The 18,288-nt window shown below is 64.7% G+C and carries 27 protein-coding genes and 1 tRNA gene; 26 read left to right on the top strand and 2 right to left on the bottom strand.

Annotated elements, in window-relative coordinates:
- Positions 1-3: 3 nt before the first annotated feature.
- The 6 genes from LPA46_RS13960 to LPA46_RS13935 all read left to right on the top strand — a co-directional run bounded on the left by LPA46_RS13960 (position 4) and on the right by LPA46_RS13935 (position 2,953).
- Positions 4-77, top strand: a tRNA-Thr gene (locus LPA46_RS13960).
- Between the two features lie 92 nt (positions 78-169).
- Positions 170-511, top strand: coding sequence for an HNH endonuclease signature motif containing protein (locus LPA46_RS13955; RefSeq protein WP_230893006.1), 342 nt, complete (start codon positions 170-172; stop codon positions 509-511).
- Between the two features lie 312 nt (positions 512-823).
- Positions 824-2,071 (top strand): hypothetical protein, encoded by a 1,248-nt coding sequence (locus tag LPA46_RS13950; protein WP_230893005.1) that lies wholly within the window; start codon positions 824-826, stop codon positions 2,069-2,071.
- Positions 2,068-2,286 (top strand): hypothetical protein, encoded by a 219-nt coding sequence (locus tag LPA46_RS13945; protein WP_230893004.1) that lies wholly within the window; start codon positions 2,068-2,070, stop codon positions 2,284-2,286. Before LPA46_RS13950 ends, LPA46_RS13945 begins: the two co-directional genes overlap by 4 nt.
- Positions 2,283-2,615, top strand: a complete 333-nt coding sequence (locus LPA46_RS13940; RefSeq protein ID WP_230893003.1) for a hypothetical protein — start codon at positions 2,283-2,285, stop codon at positions 2,613-2,615. Before LPA46_RS13945 ends, LPA46_RS13940 begins: the two co-directional genes overlap by 4 nt.
- 8 nt (positions 2,616-2,623) lie before the next feature.
- Positions 2,624-2,953, top strand: coding sequence for a hypothetical protein (locus tag LPA46_RS13935; RefSeq protein ID WP_230893002.1), 330 nt, complete (start codon positions 2,624-2,626; stop codon positions 2,951-2,953).
- Between the two features lie 48 nt (positions 2,954-3,001).
- Here the strand turns inward: LPA46_RS13935 and LPA46_RS13930 are convergent, their stop codons facing one another.
- Positions 3,002-3,202, bottom strand: a complete 201-nt coding sequence (locus tag LPA46_RS13930) for a hypothetical protein (protein WP_230893001.1) — start codon at positions 3,200-3,202, stop codon at positions 3,002-3,004.
- 78 nt (positions 3,203-3,280) lie between these two features.
- Between LPA46_RS13930 and LPA46_RS13925 the strand changes: the two genes are divergently transcribed.
- The 10 genes from LPA46_RS13925 to LPA46_RS13880 all read left to right on the top strand — a co-directional run bounded on the left by LPA46_RS13925 (position 3,281) and on the right by LPA46_RS13880 (position 10,833).
- Entirely contained in the window at positions 3,281-3,646 is a 366-nt protein-coding gene (locus tag LPA46_RS13925) for a hypothetical protein (RefSeq protein WP_230893000.1), read from the top strand.
- Positions 3,643-3,918, top strand: coding sequence for a hypothetical protein (locus LPA46_RS13920; RefSeq protein WP_230892999.1), 276 nt, complete (start codon positions 3,643-3,645; stop codon positions 3,916-3,918). The genes LPA46_RS13925 and LPA46_RS13920 overlap by 4 nt, the downstream gene beginning before the upstream one ends.
- A gap of 2 nt (positions 3,919-3,920) precedes the next feature.
- On the top strand, positions 3,921-4,151 hold the full coding sequence (locus LPA46_RS13915; RefSeq protein ID WP_230892998.1) for a MarR family transcriptional regulator: 231 nt from the start codon (positions 3,921-3,923) through the stop codon (positions 4,149-4,151).
- Between the two features lie 381 nt (positions 4,152-4,532).
- A complete protein-coding gene (locus LPA46_RS13910) occupies positions 4,533-5,141 on the top strand; it encodes a hypothetical protein (RefSeq protein WP_230892997.1) in 609 nt (202 codons plus the stop codon).
- Positions 5,142-5,711: 570 nt separating this feature from the next.
- A complete protein-coding gene (locus LPA46_RS13905; RefSeq protein WP_230892996.1) occupies positions 5,712-6,035 on the top strand; it encodes a hypothetical protein in 324 nt (107 codons plus the stop codon).
- Entirely contained in the window at positions 6,032-6,271 is a 240-nt protein-coding gene (locus LPA46_RS13900; protein ID WP_230892995.1) for a hypothetical protein, read from the top strand. Before LPA46_RS13905 ends, LPA46_RS13900 begins: the two co-directional genes overlap by 4 nt.
- Positions 6,268-6,954, top strand: coding sequence for a hypothetical protein (locus LPA46_RS13895; RefSeq protein ID WP_230892994.1), 687 nt, complete (start codon positions 6,268-6,270; stop codon positions 6,952-6,954). The genes LPA46_RS13900 and LPA46_RS13895 overlap by 4 nt, the downstream gene beginning before the upstream one ends.
- A gap of 2 nt (positions 6,955-6,956) precedes the next feature.
- Positions 6,957-7,481 (top strand): helix-hairpin-helix domain-containing protein, encoded by a 525-nt coding sequence (locus LPA46_RS13890; protein WP_230892993.1) that lies wholly within the window; start codon positions 6,957-6,959, stop codon positions 7,479-7,481.
- On the top strand, positions 7,474-8,850 hold the full coding sequence (locus LPA46_RS13885) for a phage terminase large subunit (protein ID WP_230892992.1): 1,377 nt from the start codon (positions 7,474-7,476) through the stop codon (positions 8,848-8,850). The genes LPA46_RS13890 and LPA46_RS13885 overlap by 8 nt, the downstream gene beginning before the upstream one ends.
- Before the next feature lie 30 nt (positions 8,851-8,880).
- A complete protein-coding gene (locus LPA46_RS13880) occupies positions 8,881-10,833 on the top strand; it encodes a phage portal protein (protein WP_230892991.1) in 1,953 nt (650 codons plus the stop codon).
- Between the two features lie 14 nt (positions 10,834-10,847).
- On the opposite strand, the gene LPA46_RS13875 is transcribed toward LPA46_RS13880, so the two are convergent.
- Complete coding sequence (locus tag LPA46_RS13875) at positions 10,848-11,315, bottom strand: hypothetical protein (protein WP_230892990.1); 468 nt, start codon at positions 11,313-11,315, stop codon at positions 10,848-10,850.
- Positions 11,316-11,447: 132 nt separating this feature from the next.
- On the opposite strand from LPA46_RS13875, the gene LPA46_RS18875 reads away from it, so the two are divergent.
- The 10 genes from LPA46_RS18875 to LPA46_RS13830 are packed head-to-tail and all read left to right on the top strand — an operon-like array spanning position 11,448 to position 18,133.
- The gene (locus LPA46_RS18875) at positions 11,448-11,570 is read left to right on the top strand and encodes a hypothetical protein (RefSeq protein WP_269073696.1); all 123 of its coding nucleotides are present in this window, start codon (positions 11,448-11,450) and stop codon (positions 11,568-11,570) included.
- Positions 11,571-11,573: 3 nt separating this feature from the next.
- Positions 11,574-12,914 (top strand): XkdF-like putative serine protease domain-containing protein, encoded by a 1,341-nt coding sequence (locus LPA46_RS13870; RefSeq protein WP_230892989.1) that lies wholly within the window; start codon positions 11,574-11,576, stop codon positions 12,912-12,914.
- Positions 12,915-12,925: 11 nt separating this feature from the next.
- Entirely contained in the window at positions 12,926-14,017 is a 1,092-nt protein-coding gene (locus LPA46_RS13865; protein WP_230892988.1) for a hypothetical protein, read from the top strand.
- Positions 14,018-14,025: 8 nt separating this feature from the next.
- Positions 14,026-14,403, top strand: a complete 378-nt coding sequence (locus tag LPA46_RS13860; RefSeq protein ID WP_230892987.1) for a hypothetical protein — start codon at positions 14,026-14,028, stop codon at positions 14,401-14,403.
- The gene (locus LPA46_RS13855; protein ID WP_230892986.1) at positions 14,403-14,783 is read left to right on the top strand and encodes a hypothetical protein; all 381 of its coding nucleotides are present in this window, start codon (positions 14,403-14,405) and stop codon (positions 14,781-14,783) included. The genes LPA46_RS13860 and LPA46_RS13855 overlap by 1 nt, the downstream gene beginning before the upstream one ends.
- A gap of 6 nt (positions 14,784-14,789) precedes the next feature.
- A complete protein-coding gene (locus tag LPA46_RS13850) occupies positions 14,790-15,644 on the top strand; it encodes a hypothetical protein (protein WP_230892985.1) in 855 nt (284 codons plus the stop codon).
- A 7-nt stretch (positions 15,645-15,651) separates the two neighbouring features.
- The gene (locus LPA46_RS13845; RefSeq protein ID WP_230892984.1) at positions 15,652-16,176 is read left to right on the top strand and encodes a hypothetical protein; all 525 of its coding nucleotides are present in this window, start codon (positions 15,652-15,654) and stop codon (positions 16,174-16,176) included.
- Complete coding sequence (locus tag LPA46_RS13840; RefSeq protein WP_230892983.1) at positions 16,173-16,700, top strand: hypothetical protein; 528 nt, start codon at positions 16,173-16,175, stop codon at positions 16,698-16,700. Before LPA46_RS13845 ends, LPA46_RS13840 begins: the two co-directional genes overlap by 4 nt.
- Before the next feature lie 48 nt (positions 16,701-16,748).
- The gene (locus LPA46_RS13835; RefSeq protein WP_230892982.1) at positions 16,749-17,654 is read left to right on the top strand and encodes a hypothetical protein; all 906 of its coding nucleotides are present in this window, start codon (positions 16,749-16,751) and stop codon (positions 17,652-17,654) included.
- Positions 17,651-18,133, top strand: a complete 483-nt coding sequence (locus tag LPA46_RS13830) for a hypothetical protein (protein WP_230892981.1) — start codon at positions 17,651-17,653, stop codon at positions 18,131-18,133. The genes LPA46_RS13835 and LPA46_RS13830 overlap by 4 nt, the downstream gene beginning before the upstream one ends.
- Positions 18,134-18,288: the final 155 nt, after the last annotated feature.

The following is an 18,288-nucleotide window of genomic DNA, read 5'->3' as shown; positions in this document are numbered from 1 at the left end:
CGTGCCGGTATAGCTCAGACTGGTAGAGCGATTCCTTCGTAAGGAATAGGCCAAGGGTTCAAATCCCTTTACCGGCTTCAACTAATTCCTTTACAATCCCACGCCTCAAGCCCCGAGCGGCGGCACCAGCATTCGCTGGCTCGGGCACACATAATGGGGGTGGGATGGCGTGACGTTATCGTCGCGTCGCCGCCTCGAACTCCGAGTCCGTGACCGCCATCGGGAGCGCTTCTGGACCGAGTACGACCGCGAGTCCTACACGTGCCCGAGCTGCGGCTACGAAGCCCGCGGCGTCGACGGTGAGTTCCACGTCCACCACATCGACGGTGACTGGCTCAACGGCCACCCGCTGAACCTCATCGGCCTCTGTGCCCGTTGCCACAAGCGCGTCCACGGAATCGTCGCGAGAGAAGCCGCACTCCAGGAGTGGAAGGCTCGCGTCGAGGACCTCGGGAAGGAATCTAAACCCTATACTGGTGTAATTTCCACGGCCACGGGGTGGTCGGCGTGACGTCGACGACTATCGCGACGGAGATCGACGACGTCCACGAGCAGGACATCGACCACGACTCTCCGCGAGAAATTTTTTCTTTGAAAGCCGACCCCACCGCGCTGCCTCTCCCCCACGGCGAGAATGAGAACAGCACGGAGAGCGGTTGCTGTTGCGGTCTGGCTGTGCTGTGCTGTCTGAACAGTACGAAGTACTGGGGTGGGGGTACGCGTACCCCCACCCCTGTCTCCCACCATGTTGGTGTGAGTGGTGGTGGTTCCAACCACCGCCTCACACCATCTTGGTGGGAGCAGGCTCGTGGGGTGGTCGCCGATGTATGACCACACTCCTCTCGACTGGCTCGTCCCGTCTGAGGAGTGGGATCGCTTCTGCCGCTTCGTCGAGGAAGAGAACGGGAGTCTCGACGGCTATCTCGGCGATGAGGCGGAGCAGGCGATGGCGGAGTACGCCGACACTGACGAGTACGCCAGCGTCGAGGAGCGCGTCGACCAGCTCGTCACGGCCGCCGGTCGTCGTCCCGAGGATGGTTTCAAAGAAAAAAATTCGGGGCTGCTGGAGGACTGGGCGGACGCGGACAAGACTCGCGTCACCGTCAAAATCGAGCGCGAGGTCAAAGCGAAGTTCCGCGAGGTCGCGAAGGACAGCGACCAGCCGTTCGGCGTAGAGTTCGCGCGCGCACTCCGGACGTACCGCGACGGCGGCCGCTCGGAGCGAGTCGAACGGAAGCTCGACCGCGTCCTCGACGACGCCGAACGCCTCCTCAGCGACCTGCAGCCCGACAACGGCGAGGACACCGAAGACTCCTCCGAGGGGCTGTCGCTGGCGGAGCGGAAGACCATCGCCATCTGCGACGAGCTCGGCGAGCAGTTCACCGACGACGAGCTCGTCGACACCATCGAGCGCGTTGCCGAGGTCTCTAGCGACCCCTCGATTGAGAAGTACCGCGGGCGGGTCGTTGACCGGCTTGGGATGGAACGCCATCCGAACGCCGACCATCTCTGGGTGCCTCACGAGGTCGCCGATGACCTCACCGGCGGCGAACCGCGCGTGGTTCGCCAGCCGGTCGAGCGCCTTGACCGCGAGGAACGCGTCCGGCGCATCCAGCTTGCTGTCGGGCGTGCCGCTGCGGAGCGGGAGTCTGGGCAGGTGCGCGTGCAGACGCCTGCGGTCCAGGAGCAAGTGCTCGACGGGGATGTCTCCCGGTCGAGCACGCTCTCGTTGATGCGGGCGGCGAGCTTGTCCGCGGGTATCGAAGTAGACGATGAGACGTCGCCCGCGGCGGTGGTCGTGGACATCGCGATGCTCGAGGAGGTCGACTTGGAGCTCACCCAGGAGATTCTCCTGTACCGTGACGAGACTGAGACCGGGCTGTTGGACGGGCCGACGGCGTCGACGATGGGTGACTACATCGAGACGCCGGGTGGCCGGCAGATGCCTGCCGAGAACGAGCGCGCGTACTCCGACGGGGGGTCGTATCGGAATCGGTCGCTGTCGAGGATGCCTGGGTTCGGCGACGACGAGGATGGGGGAGCTCCCGAAAGTCGAGGTGATGGGTCGTGAGTCATACCGCAGCTGCTCGTCGCGACGTCCGCTCGAGCGTGCTCGCACTCGCCGACCGCCGCCCGTCGCTCTCCCGGCGTGCCGTCACGTGGACGGTCGCACGCAAGGAAGACGTCCAACTCGAGGTTGTCCAGGAGGAATTGGACGCGCTTGAGCGGGCGGGCGAGATCTACACTGTCGGCAGTGGGGAGACGGCGGAGGTGCGTCGGACATGACCGACGAGGATCTCCCGCCGGCGGTCATCGACCACTCTCCCAGTCCGGCCGCGATTTACTGCTCGGACTGCGCGTACACGGTGGACATCGATGACGAGGCACGGGAGGATCTTGACGAGTCGCAGGTCGGGGACTGCGTGATCTGTGATGGCTGCGGCGAGGACATCGCTGAGCTCGTCGACGACGCGGGGAACTCCCGCAGACCGGGGTGGTTCGTCGTGACGACGTACCGCTGTGACAGTTGTGGTGGCGAGTCCGAGGACTGCTACCGGTGTTCGGAGTGCCGGGCGGACATGGCGAAGCAGTCGGAGACGACGGCAATTCGGTGACCCCTGATATGAGTGACAACAACGACAGCAACGAGAACGATGCGGAGGACGGCCGTGGGGGTCCGCACGCCAGTGAGGATATGACTGTCGCGGAACTCCTCGCACTCTGTGGGTCCGCGAACCACGACAGCGGCGACAAGACGCTCAACGACCTCCTCGACGCGCTTGGCGAGGCACACCCGGCCGTTGCGGGGAAGCTCGTGGAACGCCAACGCCTCGCGCTTGATGAGTCAACAGGTGAGGAACGAGGAACCGCGTCGGCGAGCGAGCACCCCGAATGGCACGACTCGCTGAAACGCTCGAAACAGGCATCGGACGCGAGGTGGCCCGATGAGTGACGACGGTGCGGGGTACGACCGCGGAGACACGCAATCCTCCGCCAGAGCTTATCGACGCCGCTGCCTCGGACTCTCTCGAGGCGAGTGCCGCCCCCAGTCTACTGCGACCATCCCGCCCTCTAAGTCGTCCTTCTCATCACTGCGGTCGCCATCTGCATCTGGCTCGCGCTCCCTGCAGGATTTACTCAAGTCTATCTTGAGCAGGGTCATCGAGAACGGTGCTACGCTCGGTAAGCTGAACTCAATCATCACATGCAGAATGGTTCTTACAGGCCATAAAACCCCATTTAAGCCGGGTTGCGTAACTGTTGGCGGAGGTGGTCGTTGATGTCGCAGAACGACACCACCAACGACGACCGCGGAGATCGTCGCGAGGAGAGTGACTGGGGGCTGACGATGAGCAACAGCCCGAACCTCGGGCCGCTCGAATCCCTCAAAATCGCGTGGCGTCGCCTCCGCACCACCCCCAGCGAGGAGCGCGAGCATGACTGGCGGCGCTGCACCCGACACTCGCTGCCCGCGGTCTGCCTCGGCGCGGACCTCGCGAACCCCGAGTACCGGTGTCCACGGTGCTGCCGCCTCGACCCCCAGTTCGGGGGCGACGGGATGACGGTGTACGGCGGCCGGACAGCGTTCCACGGTGACGACGACTACCTCGTGGGCCACGAGGCCGCGGAGGGAATCCAGCTATGACGTCGGAGACGCGCGGCGTTCCGGACTCGCTGGAGTTCCAGCCGGGCGAGGGTGGCTTCGGGAATCAGGTCTACGAGTGCATCGGCTGCGGTGACCGAATCACGGGCACGGAGAACGCGGTCAAGCACACGAGTTGCCGGGTCCCTGGGACGTGTCCGGCCTGCGACTCTCCCCGTGGTCGCGTCGATCTCGGTGTCGACTACTCGCGCGTCGACGTCTGCCAGGAGTGTGGCACGCCCTATTGGGAACACTTCGATGGAGGGGTGGTCTAAGCGTGGAGGTGCCCGAGGAGATCGCGGATGAGCCACCGTCGGTGAAACTCGTCTACCTCATCCTCGAGGACGAGCAGGGAATGATGAGTCAGCAGGAGGTCGCGAACCGAGTCGAGATGGACGTCCGGCAGACGCGCGCAGCGCTCGCGACGCTCGATCAGTATGGTGTTGTTGAGGAGCGTCCGAATCTTCGGGATTTGCGGGAGAAGCAGTATGTGGTGTCGTCAGAGTAGTTGCAGGTCGTAATAGCTGGTTAATTTAGCTGGTTCCGACACGGGCAGAAAGTTTATGTTTGTGATGAGTATATCGTCAAATTGCGAATCCCCGTGAACGGTCAGGGTGATTCGCGGTCTCGACTGGATTACCTGGGTCGGGGCCAAACGCGTCTTGGACAAGCGTGTGTCGAGTGAGAGCACTCAACTCCCCCACCACTCCCCCTCTCACCGCTCTCACTCATTCCTCTGAATCACCAACTGGAAACCCCGGGTGTATAGTCCGGTGTACTCGCGTTTATCATCCCAGCGTCCGATGGTTCTGGCAAGCACGCACGACTGAGTGCGCAATCCAGTGTTTTCCCCTGGTCCGGCGTTGGCTCGTCGGGCTACCCGTTAGTCATGTCCATCACCAGCACCCCCACAGACACGAGTCCACGTAACGAGGGGTTCGACTGCAACTACGACGACTGCGACACCAACGAACCCGCGGCGCATGGGCCGGTCGGCGCGTACTGCAGCAAACCCTGCCAGGCCCGCGACCGGGGCCGCCGCCTCCTCGCGCTCTTCGAGCACGACCACCGGTACTGCGCCACGTGCTTCCGACCGCTCAAAGTCGTCGACGACGTCCCGGAGTGGCGGCGGAGTAGTCTCGGCCCGGTCACCGAGCGCGCCGCGACTGGGTTCCAGTCGTTGACCGAGCACGCCGAGCGCGGCGAAGTCGCCCGTCGACGGGATGCCTACCAGTTCGAGACCCGGATCGGCGTGGTCTGCGAGTGCGGGAACGCGAATACGAGGGAACGCGAAGCACTCCTCCAGCGCGCGAACGTCCGGGCGGTCGTCCGCCAGCTCTACGAGAGCCTCGAGACACTCCGCGAGGAGGGCCAGCACGACAAACGCGTGGACCTCGAGGCGCTCATCGCGGCGTTGCGGAGTCAGGTGAACTACGGCAGTGGGTTGGACTTCGAGTACGCGGTCGGCGTCGCCGTCGACGGTGAGGGGGATCGGTGATGGCTGCCTCTGAACCTCCGCAGCGCGTTCACGCGGTTATCGCGGGGCGCTACGTTGAAGGCAGTGTTGTCGATGACGACGTCGAGGCGTGCTACGGGCCGGGGCCAGAGCGATTCCTCCTCGTGGATGTCGATGGTGCGGGACGGTTCCGCGTTCCGGAGTCCAGTACGATGCGTGTCCCGGATTCAGATTCGACCTCGTCAGCGTAACTCAGTCCCGATGACCCGTTTGGACTCACCCTGATCATTCAGGGTGTGGCGGCGAGGGACTGTATCGTACACGAACTGAATCCCGTCCGTCTCCTTCCAGGGTGTCGAGCGGGGGACCGTGGACCAGCCACAATCTGGGGTGGCAGTAGGGCCCGACACGCGTGGACTACCCCGTGGACAACACGGACCCCACGAGCTTGGGCGCGGTGCGACTCCGGCCACCCCGACTCCTTTTCCATACCAGAACACAGCCTCGCCCCGCTTCCAGACGGCGCGATTCACGATCGAGCGAGGGCCTCAGAAGCATGCAGCACCCGCATCGCACCGCCAGCCAGCCCACTGTTCGGTTCAGGAATGTATCATGAGTACCGACCACGCATCCCGTCCCTGGTACTGCCGGGACGACCTTGTCGACGAGTATCGTACGACGCTGACTACTGGCGGTGAGAAGTTGCCGATGCTCAAAGCCCTCAAAATCCTTCGCGCGATCATCGTCAACCTCGGTCTCCTAGCGCTCTCCGGGTACGCCATCCAGCAAGGCGGCCACCCCACCGTCCTCGGATTCGTCTCGATCATGGTGATCGGCGCGTACAACGGCCTCGAGCTTGGCGACTATCTCGCACTCGTCCAGGCGTACCAAGAAGTCCAAGCCCTCGACCCCGGGGACGGAGGCGACAGCGAATGAGCAAGTCGCGTCCCATCCGTACCGGCGTCGCGGGCCTCGTCATCCTCGCGTTCTTCGGGACGTGGCTCGCCATGGAGTGGACGGGCCGCGAGCCCGACACGATTATCCTGCTCGGCGCTGCCGCGATCGTGCTCGGCGCCGGCTACCACCTCTGGGATAGCGCGATGGACGAAGGGGTCGACGCGGTCAACGACCTCCAAGAGGGCGGCGACAACAGCGACGACACTAACTCATGACTCTCACTGAGACTGCCAGCGAGCTGGTCGCGAACAACCTCCAGATCGCCGCGCCCCTGGTTGCACTCGCTGCATCCTGGGTGCTCTACGGAGTGTTGGGGAAACGCATGCTCGGCGCCGATGACGACTACTGGCCCCAGCTCCGCAACCGCCTCCTCCCCATCCTCCACCGCCTCGGTGCGACCAGTGGGCTCTACGCCCAAGGCAAGGTCCTCGAGGACGAGTTCGTCGGCACCGTCCAGATGCCCGAGGACGAGTTCGAACGCGAACTCGAGGCCGCCGGATTCTACCGCAATCCCCTTTCGGCGGTGAAACGGTCGCCGAACGGCTGGGAGAGTGACGGCTCGTGGGCCCGCCGCTACGGGAAGGTGCGCTGGCTCGCCGACGCCCTGCGCTCCCTGCAGATCCCGGTCGCTGGTCCACCCGGCCGGATGCTCGGTCGGTTCCTCGCCGCGGCCGGCGACATCATGGCACGCCGCCAGACCGACGTCACCATCTTCACCCAAACCCAGGCTGGCGCCACGACGATCTGGGTGTTCGCCCACGACGAACCCAACTCGTTGAACCCCCTGACGGCGTGGCGGCACTACGTCGCCAAGTCCTGGAACGCCCAACGCGGCGTCAAGGAAGTCCGTGGCGTCCTCGAGGACCGCAACATCAACTACCAGACTGACGTCTCGTAACCATGACTGAGGACCTCACGAGCATCGACGGCGTCGGCCCCGCCATCGCCGACGAACTCACCAGCGCCGGCTACACCACCGTCGACGACGTCCACGACGCGTCGGTTGAGGAGCTCGCCGGCGTCCACCTGATCGGCGAGGCCTCAGCCCAAGCCATCCTCAAAGGCGACGACGAGGCACACGGTGGCCGCCCGTCCAAGCTCGAAAAGTACAAGGACGACATCCTCGAGGCCGCTCGTGAAGGCCTCACCTACGAAGGCATCGCCCGCGTCGCCGGCGTCGGCGTCTCCACCCTTCACGCGTGGCGCGACGAACACGATCAGTTCTCGGAGTCGCTCGAACGCGCCCGCGCGGAAGCCGAACGCGAGCTCATCCAGGACGTCGACGCGGAGTTCGTCTTGGAGCGGTCGTACGACTACGTGAAGACGGAGAAGCGCGAGGTCGACCTGGACGCGGACGTCGACGGGACGCACGACGTGACCGCAGAGTTCGTCACCTACAGCGCGGAGGACAGCGACGATGAGTAGCGTCGACACCGCTCCGCGGGGGACGCCGCTGGTTCCCCGGCCGCAGTACTCCGTCCACGAGAAACAGCGCGAAGTCCTCGAGTCGGACGTCCGCTACCGTGTCTGCCGGTGGGGGCGACGGGCGGGGAAGAACGTCACCGGTGCGATCGACGTCGTCGAGTACGCCCGCCAGCCCTGGGCGTCCCAGTGGGGGCCCGACGAACCGCGGAAGGTCCTCATCTGGTGGGTCGGCCCAACCTACGATCAGGCGAACAAGCACGGCTACGACAAGGTCAAGAGCGCCGTTCCGAACGCCTGGATCGAGGACTACGGCGAGTCGAAGCCGCGGTTCATCGAGTTCATCAACGGCGTCCGCGTGGAGTTCCGGACGTTCGACCGCCCGGAGAGCCTCCAGGGTGAGGGCGTTGATCGGATCGTCCTCGACGAGGCCGACCAGATGCGGGAAGGGATCTGGTACGGCGACCTTGAGCCGATGCTCCTCGACAGCCAAGGGTGTGCGTTGTTCATCTCGAAGCCGTACCGTCCCCGGTCGTGGTTCCACCGCTTCTACGACTACGGCCAGTCCAGCGACTATCCCGAGTACGCGTCGTGGCACGCGACCAGCGCGGACAACCCGTTCCTCGCTGAGAACCCCGAGGACAAACGCGGGACCGTCCCGCCGCACCTCTTCGAACGCGAGTACCTCGCCGAGCTCCCGGACGACGGTGGGCAGGTATTCCGTGAGCTCGACGACCAGTTGTTCACTGGCGCGTACGACGTCGACGTCAACCAAGAGTACGATCCGAGCGGTGAGTTCACCGGGGAAGTCCGGCGGCCCGTCGACGCCGTCACTCGGCCGGTCGCGATCGGCGCCGACTTCGCCCGCTCGCGAGACTACCGCGTGACGATTGCCGTCGACGCCGCGGGCGAGCTGGCGTACTACCACCGTGGCCGGAACGAGTCCTGGGATGGTATCGAGGACCACCTCCGCGGCGTCTACAACACCTATGGTGGCATCCTCGTCCCGGACGCGTCCCGTGACAACAAGATTGTCTCGGACCTCGCCGGCGCCGGCGTCAACGTCGACCCGGTGTCGTTCAGCCCGAAGACGAAGAAGCAGCTCATCGAGACGCTGGCCACACTTGTCGAGACTGGCGACCTCGTGGTACCGGATATCGAGGCGCTGGATCAACTGCATCTCGAACTTCGGCAGCTCCAGGAGGACGTCTCCGACGGTGGGTACACGAAATACCACGCGCCGGACAACGGGCACGACGACAGTGTCGACGGCTACGCGCTGGCGGTCTCGAAGCTGGACGACATCGCAGCCGTGGCGCAACGACAGGCGAACCGCGATGGCGAGGGGTCGACCGGTGTTTCCTACCTATGACTACGAGCACGATCACCACGGAGGCAAGCGATGACTGACGGAGACGCAACAGCAAAGCTCCACGTCGAGGGCGTCGGCGGCAACACGACGCTGTCGAAGGCCACCACCTCGACGCAGCTCGCCGAACGCCGCATCCACACGGCCGGCGTCGGCGTCAAGCCACCCTACAACCCGGACCGCCTCGCCGCGTTCCTCGAGTTGAACGAGACGCTCGCCGTGGGCATCCGAAAGAAAGCCCGGTACGAAGTCGGCCTCGGGTTCGACCTCGTCCCGCACCCATACATCGACGCCGACAACGCGAACGACCAGGAGCGCGCGGTCGTCCGCGACTTCTGGCGTGGCCCCGGCAGCCGCTGGCAGACGTCCGCGAACCGGGCGGCCGAACCCGCCACGCCGGAGGAAGTGAAGGAGCTCGCCAGGCAGGACTACCACCTCGTCGGCTGGCTCGCCCTCGAAGTCCTCACGAACAACGAGGGGAAGCCGGTCGGCCTCGCCCACGTCCCCGCACGTACGATTCGCGTCCGTCGACCACAGGGCGCGATCGGGCACGACCAGCCCCAGCATCCCGAGGACGGCCGATTCGTCAGCGACGACCTCCGGGAGTTCGCATCCCGTGGGTACGTCCAGGTGCGGAATGGCCGACGTCGGTACTTCGGGGAGTTCGGCGACCGGTACCGTGGCCTCGAACCCACGTACATCGACAACGGCGACGAGCCCCCAACGGTCACGTACTCGGCGACTGAAGACGAGGAGGAGCCGGTGTTCGTCGACCGCGAATCTGGGGACGTCGCCCTCGGCTCCGCGGACGCCCTCGAGAACGAGCCGGCGAACGAGCTCATCTTCATCAAGAACCCGAACCCCCTGGAGGACGACTACGGCGTCCCCGACTGGGTCAGCGCCATCCGCACCATCTCTGCGGACGAGGCGGCGAAGGACTACAACCGCGAGTTCTTCCAGAACGACACCATCCCCCGGTTCGTCATCAAGGTCACCGGCGGCGAGCTCAGCGAGGAGTCCCGGAACGACCTCGAAGCGATGCTCGACGGCCTCCGCGAGGAATCCCACCGCGCGGTCATCCTCGAGGTCGAGAAGTTCCAGCAACAGATCGACGATGACGTCGAGATCGAGTTGGAGCCGCTGGGGCAAGGCATCAGTGAGGAGATGGACTTCCGGCAGTTCCGGGAGAAGAACGAGCACGAGATCGCGAAGGTCCTGGAGATGCCGCCGATCAAAATCGGCGTCACCGAGTCAGCGAACTATTCGAACTCTGACCAGCAGGACAAGGACTTCGCGCTCGAGGTCATCCAGCCGGAGCAGCACAAGTTCAGTACACGGCTCTACAAGACGCTGCATCAGACGGCGTTCGGCGTCGACGACTGGACGCTCGACTACGAGCTCCGCGGCGCCGATCAGCCGAAGCAGGAGGCGAAGCTGGCCGAGCAGCGCGTCCGCGCGATGCGCTTAGCTGGCGTCGGCCTCGTCGACGAGGCGCGCGAGGAGCTCGGGCTGGAACCGCTGGGTGAGCCCTACGGCAGCATGACACTCCAGGAGTTCGAGGAGGAGTTCGGCGGCAACCCGACCGGCGAGGATGAGACGGCAGCCATCCACGAGCCCCCAGAGGAGTACAAGGTCGGCAGCCAGGACTGGGACGCGGTCAAGAGCACGCTCGTCGAGAAAGACCCCATCGAGCAAGTCCAGTTCTCCTCCTCGAACCTTGACGAGGGATTGTACGACTTCGAGGAGCAGACGCTGTACCTGTCGTTCATCCGTGAGGGCGGACAGAACAGTCTGTACGCGTACGTGGACGTCCCGCCGTCGGAGTGGGCGGGCCTCGTGAGCGCCGGTAGCGCGGGCGGCTACCACTACGATTCGATTCGTCTCGAGTACCCGTACCTGGAGATCACGAACTTCCACGACCGGCTGCCCGAGGGACCGACGCCCGACCCCGGCGACATCCCGGAGGGGGTTCCTTCAGAGTTGTGAGAAAGTGGCTGGGATTAGAGGTATTTAGCGCCTTTTGGGATGAACTGGTCTGCTTCAGATTGGATCTTTTTGGGTACATCGTCAGCCCGAATGGGTTCCCCATTTCGTTTAATCCGGACGTGTTCGCCCCCATATACCATGAATGAGTACTTGTTGTCGTCAGCTTCGATTGATATCTCTGCCTCCTCCTGTTCTACATCAGCAGCTTGAGGAGAAGGAGATGATGGCCAGTTGACTACCTTATCACTAACATACCGCTGCATGACAGCGAGGACTGGATCGGGAATATCCCCGAGGTCAACTCCCTCGTTTTCGAAAAATGCGTCGTATCTGGGCACATCCGATTCGAAAACCTTCACCGGATGAACTCCGCTTTCGTCGATTATGAGGGTGTAGACATCTTTCCAGGATGCGCCTGACTCTGTGCTCTCGTTTGATCGAATTCGAAGGCGGACTGATTGAACCGGACTGTCTTGAATCATAACCGGTTCTACTCATGGTAGGATGAAGAAATTTGGCGTTGCATCTCGCTAACCATTATTCCAATTGCCGATGACGCGGGGAGTGCCCGACTCCCCCGCCGAGGTACGACCGGGCACTACGGATTCTCAACGATGAGCAAGAACGACAAGCAGCGCGGCAGCAAGCGTGGCGTCCTCGACACCGGTCGTGCCAAAGACCTCAGCAAGACCAAGGACGCCGACGCTGCCGACGACGACGGACAGGATGGGGGCTGACGGATGCCTCCGGTAACGAAAGCAGGCGGCCAGGCGTTCCAGAAGAACGTCGAGTTCGCCGAGAAGGACGACAGCGAGCAGAAGGCGGCCGGCATCGTGATGGTGCCGGACAAAGCCGACCTGCAGAACGACTTCGCTCGCGAGGACACCATCCGCGGGTTCGCCGACCAGTTCGAGACGTTCGAAGAGGCCGGCGAAGCTGGCGGCGGCATCATGCACGCCGTCTTCCCCGACGACTGGCTCTCCCTCGAGCGCAACGAGGTCCTCGACACCGCGGAGGAGATCGGCGGCCAGGAGGTCCCCGAAGGGGCGTGGGTCCAGGAGTGGGAGTACCACAACGACGAACTCTGGAGCCTCGTCGAGGACGGCATCCTCGCCGGCTACTCCATCGGCGCTCGCTCCGTCGACTGGGACGGCCCCTACGAGCAGGACGAACTCGACGACGTCGACACGTCCGAACTCCCGGACGACGAAGTCGTCTACGAGCTCGTCGACGGCCTGATGCGGGAAGTCAGTACGGTGGACATCCCGGCAGTGCCGGACGCCATGATTCTCGACACGAAGACGGCCGCTGTGGAGAAGCGGCTCGGCAGCTATCTCGGCGACCCGAACGGCTTCGTCGAGGAGGCGCTCGAGCGCGGCCACTCCGAGGAGGACGCTGAACGGCTCTGGGACGTCCTCTCGACGGCGGTCGAAGTGGAGGGCGCGCGGGAGCCGGGTGAGAAATCCGTCTTCGAGCGCGTCGGCAAGGCCGTCCTCGACGCGCTCCCCGGCAGCGGGAAGTCTCCCGGTGAGGCTGCTCGCGTGTCGGAGACGTCCGCGGAGGACCCGCGAGGTGGACAGGCAGCCAAGGACGCTACCGGTGGCGACACGCCGGACAACAAGGATGGCGACGGCGGGGACGTCGACGCCAGCGACAACACGACTGACATGAGTGACAACGACCCCACCGACGACGATGGTGGCTCCAACGATGCGAAGGAGCTCGCCGAACAGAACGCAGAACAGATCAACGAACTCACGCAGGCCGTCGACAACCTCACCAAGGCCCTGACGGGGCCGCAGCCGAAGACGGCGGAAATCGAGATCGACGGCGAGACCTACGAAGTCCCCGAGGACCAGGTCAAGGCCGCGTTCGGTGTCGACGAAGACACCGACAAGACCGTCGCCGAGGCGTTCGAGGAGCTGAAGAGCGAGGTCGAAGCGAACAACACGCGCATCGACTCCATCGCCCGCCAGTCTGGTGGCAGCAATCAGGTCGACCCTGCAGCGGCGAAGGGGCAGGGCGGCGGTGAGGGCGACGAAGACGGTGGTCTCGATCGCATCGGCAAGGCACTCTCCTGAGGCACTCTGACATGAGCATTTCCAACAACACCATCGAAGCAACGCGTCGGCAGAACGAACTCGCAGGCACCGCGGCGAAGGACGTCGACCTCGCGACGCTCGACGGCTTCCAGCTTCCCGTCGACGTCACCGAGGAGATGCTGGACCGGATGCAGAAGGGCGTCCAGGTCCTCGGGATGGCGGACACGATGGTCCTCCCGCGGCTGGAGATGGAGGTCCCGCAGTTCGGCGTCCCCCGCCTGTCGGGGCACGCGCGCGACGAGGAAGGCAGCCGCACCCAGAACTCCTCGGTGGAGTCCGGGTCGGTGAAGTTCAACGCGACGGACAAGCAGTACTACATCCTCGTCGAGCCGAAGCGTGACGCGCTGAAGAACACGCACTACGGCCCCGACCAGTTCGGCGACTACATCGTCGACCAGTTCGTCGAGCGGTACGGCAACGACCTCGGGCTGATCGGGCTGCGCGCCGGCGCGTCCAGCGGGAACCTCCAGTCCCTCGGTGGCGCTGCGGAACTCGACCAGACGTGGACGGGCTGGATCGCGCGCGCCGAAGGCGACACCCAGTCCGTCGACGACGCTGGGGACAGCACGCGCATCGGCCTCGAGGACACCACGACCGCGGAGGCCGGTTCGATGCCGTCGATCGCGAACACCGACGGCTCGGGGAACCCGCAGCCGATCGACACGGCGCTGTTCGACCAGACCATCACGCGCCTGGACTCCCGCTACCGGGATGGCGACGGCGTCGACCCGGTGCTGATGACGAGCCCGAACCAGGTGCAGCGGTACGCGATGGCGCTCACCGAGCGCGAAGACCCGCTCGGCTCCGCGGTCATCATGGGTGACTCCGACATCACGCCGTTCAGTTACGACTTGATCGGCGTGAATGGGTGGCCGGACGAGTACATGATGTTCACCGACCCGGACAACCTCGCGTTCGGGCTCTACGAGGAGATGGAGCTCGACCAGTCTCGGGACACCGACAAGGTCCACGAGCAGCGCCTCCACTCCCGGAACTGGCTCGAGGGCCAGTTCGACTTCCAGATCAAGGAGATGCAGGCCGGCGTGCTCGTCACCGACCTCAAGGCGCCCACGGTGGCGTGAGGTAGCCCATGACTGGACCAACAACTAACGCCGAGATTCGGGAGCGCTACGAGCGCGGCCTCCAGCTCGTCGACGGCGCCCGCAAGCACGTCACCACCGACGCTCCCGGCAACGGTGCGGACACTGTCGTCGACGAGGATGCCGACGTCCACGTCGTCACGGCGGATGGCACGAACACGGTGGACCTCTCCGGAGCGGCCGAGGAGGGGGGCGTCGTGACGGTCGTTCACAACGGCGGCGCCAGTACGCCGACGCTGGCGTTCACCGACGGCGACTTCCTCGGGACCGGCCCGAGCAACATCACCACGCAGGGTGCAACGGCGACCGTCGCGAACATCGACGGCACGTCCAGCGGCTGGGTCGTCGTCGGGACGGGTGGTGCCTGATGCCGGTCGCTGAGAAAACCACCGGCGGTGAAGTCTACCTTCGGGGGATCGACCAGCGCGTGTCTATCGGTGACCGCGTCGACGTCTCCGAGGAGTTCGCCGAGTATCTCGTCGAGGAGCGCACCGACTTCCGGCTCGTCGACGTGCAGGACGTCGAGTTCGAGGAGACCAACAACGAGGACTCCCCGGAGGATGTCGACGAGGCGTCCGGGTTCGACCCCGGGAGTTTCCTCGACCGGAACGTCGACCCCGTCGTCGAGGACATCAAGGCCGGCGACGTCGACGGCCACCTCGACGAGGTCAACGAGGCCGCCGAGCGCGTCACCGTACAGGATGCCATCGGCGAACGCCGCGCTACCCTCGAGACCCAGGAGGACTAACCGAGGATGCCCGAGGGCTACACCACGCTCGACTACGTCCGCCGCGCACTCCGCTCGAGTGACCTCCCCGGCGACGTCAGTCAGGACCCGCGGATCGCCGTCGACGCCATCACCGCGCAGACGGAGCCGTTGGAGAAGACCCTACACAGGCACTGGTACGAGCCCGACGGCATCAGCAACGCCACCGAGGTTACGATTCCGAGCGGGCCGAACACTCGGAACGACGAACACGACATCCAGACGCGCGGCGGACTCGTGCACGGAGATAGCGAACGGAAGCGCCATCGGTACCGCAAGAACTCCGACGCACTCCTGGAGGCCGGCCCACGGTACGAGCGGCGCCGCCAGGACAACGACGTCACGAAGCGGAAGATCCGCATCGCGTTCGGCGACGACAACGCGCTCGACCCCGCCGTCAACACCGACATCCCCGCCTATACGCGCATCACGCTGAACCGGAAAGACGTCAGCGCGGTCAACGAGCTCCTCGTCGTGAACGAAAGCGGGGGGTACGACGACTGGGTCGCCAGCGACGACTACTCGGGTGGCGTCGGGATGATGCACAGGGGCGAGGACTATTGGGTTCGTATCAACAACGGCGGCGTCTCCGAGCTGTACCTGGACGTCCACGCGATGGACGACGACCTCGTCTCGTTGTCGAACGCTGTCTACGTGGACTTCGACTACGGCCACAAGGAGATTCCAGAGAACGTCCGGCGTGCGGTCGCCTTCAGGGCAGCCGCGGACCTCGTCGAGGAACCCAGTTTCCAGATTCCGGACAACGCGAACGTGTACGGTGCAGAGTCGAAAGCATCGGAGCTCCGGGAGCAAGCCGACCGCCTCCTCGAGGTCTACAAGTGACCCCTACATGCCAGACGAGAATCCTGCGGCGACGGTCACCATCGACTTCGAATTGGACCTCACGACGGACCCCTTGGGTGCGGTGCTCGAGGTCTCGGTGCCAGATGCGGCTAGCCAGGGTGCGCGGGAGGCGTTCCTCGACTCCGCACAGAGCGCGCTCGTCGGGCAGCGGGGGAACCTCGTCTCGCAGGCTGTCTCGGAGGCGCACGACCAGCTCGCGTCGTACGCAAGCGAACAGGGCGGGTACGCGTACGATCCCGTCGAGGAGTCCTTCCAGGGCGTCACCGTCGATCGCGGCCAACGCGGCCTCACCATCGAGTGGTCGTGGGGGCACGTCGCGGCGGGCCTCTGGGAGTTCGGCGTCCCACCGCACACGATCAGGGGTGACCCCCTGCATTTCTATTGGGCGGCGAAGGACCAGTGGATTCAGACGGACGAGGTCAACTGGGGGAGCGAGACCGGCGGCATCTCGGAAGCCCGCTGGGTCCGCGACAGCCTGCACTGGTTGCGTAGGGAGGTGGCGCAAACATGACCGCTGAATTGGACTGGGTGCTCGAGCAGTTCGCTTCGGTTGTCGACGACATCGAGTCCGAGTACACGCTCGCCTCCGGCGACCCCGTGCAAGTGGAGCGCATCGATCGCGACAACTCCCGACTCCTCGAGCAGGACGTCCGCTCGATCAGAGGTGATCTGCAGGATGCGAACTACGTCGGCGCTACGCACGTCGAGACCGTCCGCGACCCGGTCGGCACCGAGTACGACGCCAGCCGGGAGGTCGTCGTCGGCGTCAGGGTGACGGGGTTGACGTCCGCGGAGTACGGCCACATCGACTCGGAGGGGAACGAAGGCATCCCGTTCGACAACGGAACTGATGGGCTTGTTAACCGGCTGAAGGATGCGCTCTGGAATGAGCGCACGTGGCCCGACGCGGGCCCCGGCCCGAGTGTGTACTACAAGCACCTCGAGCTGCAGAACGAAGCGAACCAGTCCGAGCAGTGGGCGGACTTCTACCGTGCTGACTGGGACGTCGTCTTCAACGGCTACGAAGAACTGTAAGGAAACCATGAGTTACGCAACCACACCTACGAGTAGAGGTATCGACCGATGACTGGCGCCGGCGCAGCAAGCGTTGCGTGGGCGCCCGAAACAAGCTACCTCGGCGGCACCGCAACCGATCCGACCTACCGAGAACCCGGCAGCAACATCCAAGTCGAGGACGCCGAACTCTCCCGGAACCTCCTCGAAATCTACGCCCCAGGCGACCCAGAAACGCAGGCGCTGCTCGCGCAGAACCTCGAGGGACAACTCTCGATCTCCTGGATTCTCACCAACGACGAGTTCCATCGCCTCATCTTCAACGACGGGAACACTGGCTTCACGTCGGGGCTCGCGAACAGTGCGGAAGTCTACCTCGGTGTCGACTACATCAGCGCAACGACCGAACGCCAGCTGAAAGGCTGGGCGCCCGCCTCCGTGCAGGTCGTGTACAACGGCCCAACCGAGACGGTGCGCGTCACCGTCACCGGCGCGTACGGAGACGAGGTCAAGAACACAGACCTGACCGCGGGCACGATCTCGACGTCCGGTGACGAAGTCCCCGGGCATGGGGCCAGCCTCACCATCAACGGCGTCTCGATGACGAAACTACAGTCCGCGACCCTGAACTTCGAGAACATCTCCAGGCTGCATTTGGGACCGAGTCAGAAGCCCGTCGATGCAGTGATCGGGAACGTCTCCACGTCGATGGACGTCACGAGCATCTACGACGGGCCGGAACAGTACTCGCTCGCACTCGGTAGTAGTGGCGCAACCAGCGTAGAGCCGGACGTCGACGAGGTGTCCGCGTCGCTCTCGTTCGATGTCAACGGCAGTGAAGTTGCGAGCTACGATGTCGCCGGCGTTGCGCCGGACACGTACAACTGGCAGGACCTGGTGAATCCCGACAACGACCTCCAGGAGTCCGTGAACTTCCTCGGGCACGGCGTCACTGGGAGTGATCCGGCAGTATGACCAGCTTCGACTACCCGCCCACGCGAGAGTTCACACTCGAGACCGCGCTCGCCGACGTCCGGTCGGAACTCGCGGACGCCGAGGCTCGCGTCGACGAACTCGAGGACGACGAGCACGCGCAGGCGTCCGCGCTCCAGGACGCTCGATCGGAGCGTGAGGATGCGGCGAGCAAACGGAACGCCCTGGAGTGGGCGATCCGGGAGTTCGGCGAGGACGCCACCATCACACTCGAGGCGTTCACGGCGACCACGCGAGCGCGGACGCTCGACGAGATGCAGTCCTCGACGATGGGTGACGTCGGCGGGATGGAGTCCCGCATCTGGCTGCTCGCCGCCGCCCTCGAGGAGGCGCCGTGGCTCAACGGCAGTGAGGATCTTGCGGAAGCGGCCCGCGTGACGGGGGCGTTGCCGCCGGCGGTGCAGGACTTCCTCGACGACGAACTCACGCAGTTGAACGACCTCTCCGAGGGAAACTCGTAACGACGCGCCGACTCGCTGCTGGGGAGGCGATCGATCCGAGCATCCAGGACATCCTCCGGGATGGAATCATGGCGGCGATGGCGTGCGGCCATGATCCCCGCGAAGTCCGCGAGTACAGTGAGAGCGACATCATGCACTTCAGCCAATACATGCAG

Origin of the sequence: Halobacterium sp. KA-6, from assembly GCF_021029015.1 — an archaeon.
GTDB lineage: Archaea > Halobacteriota > Halobacteria > Halobacteriales > Halobacteriaceae > Halobacterium.
This window is presented reverse-complemented; position numbering and strand designations above follow the sequence as displayed.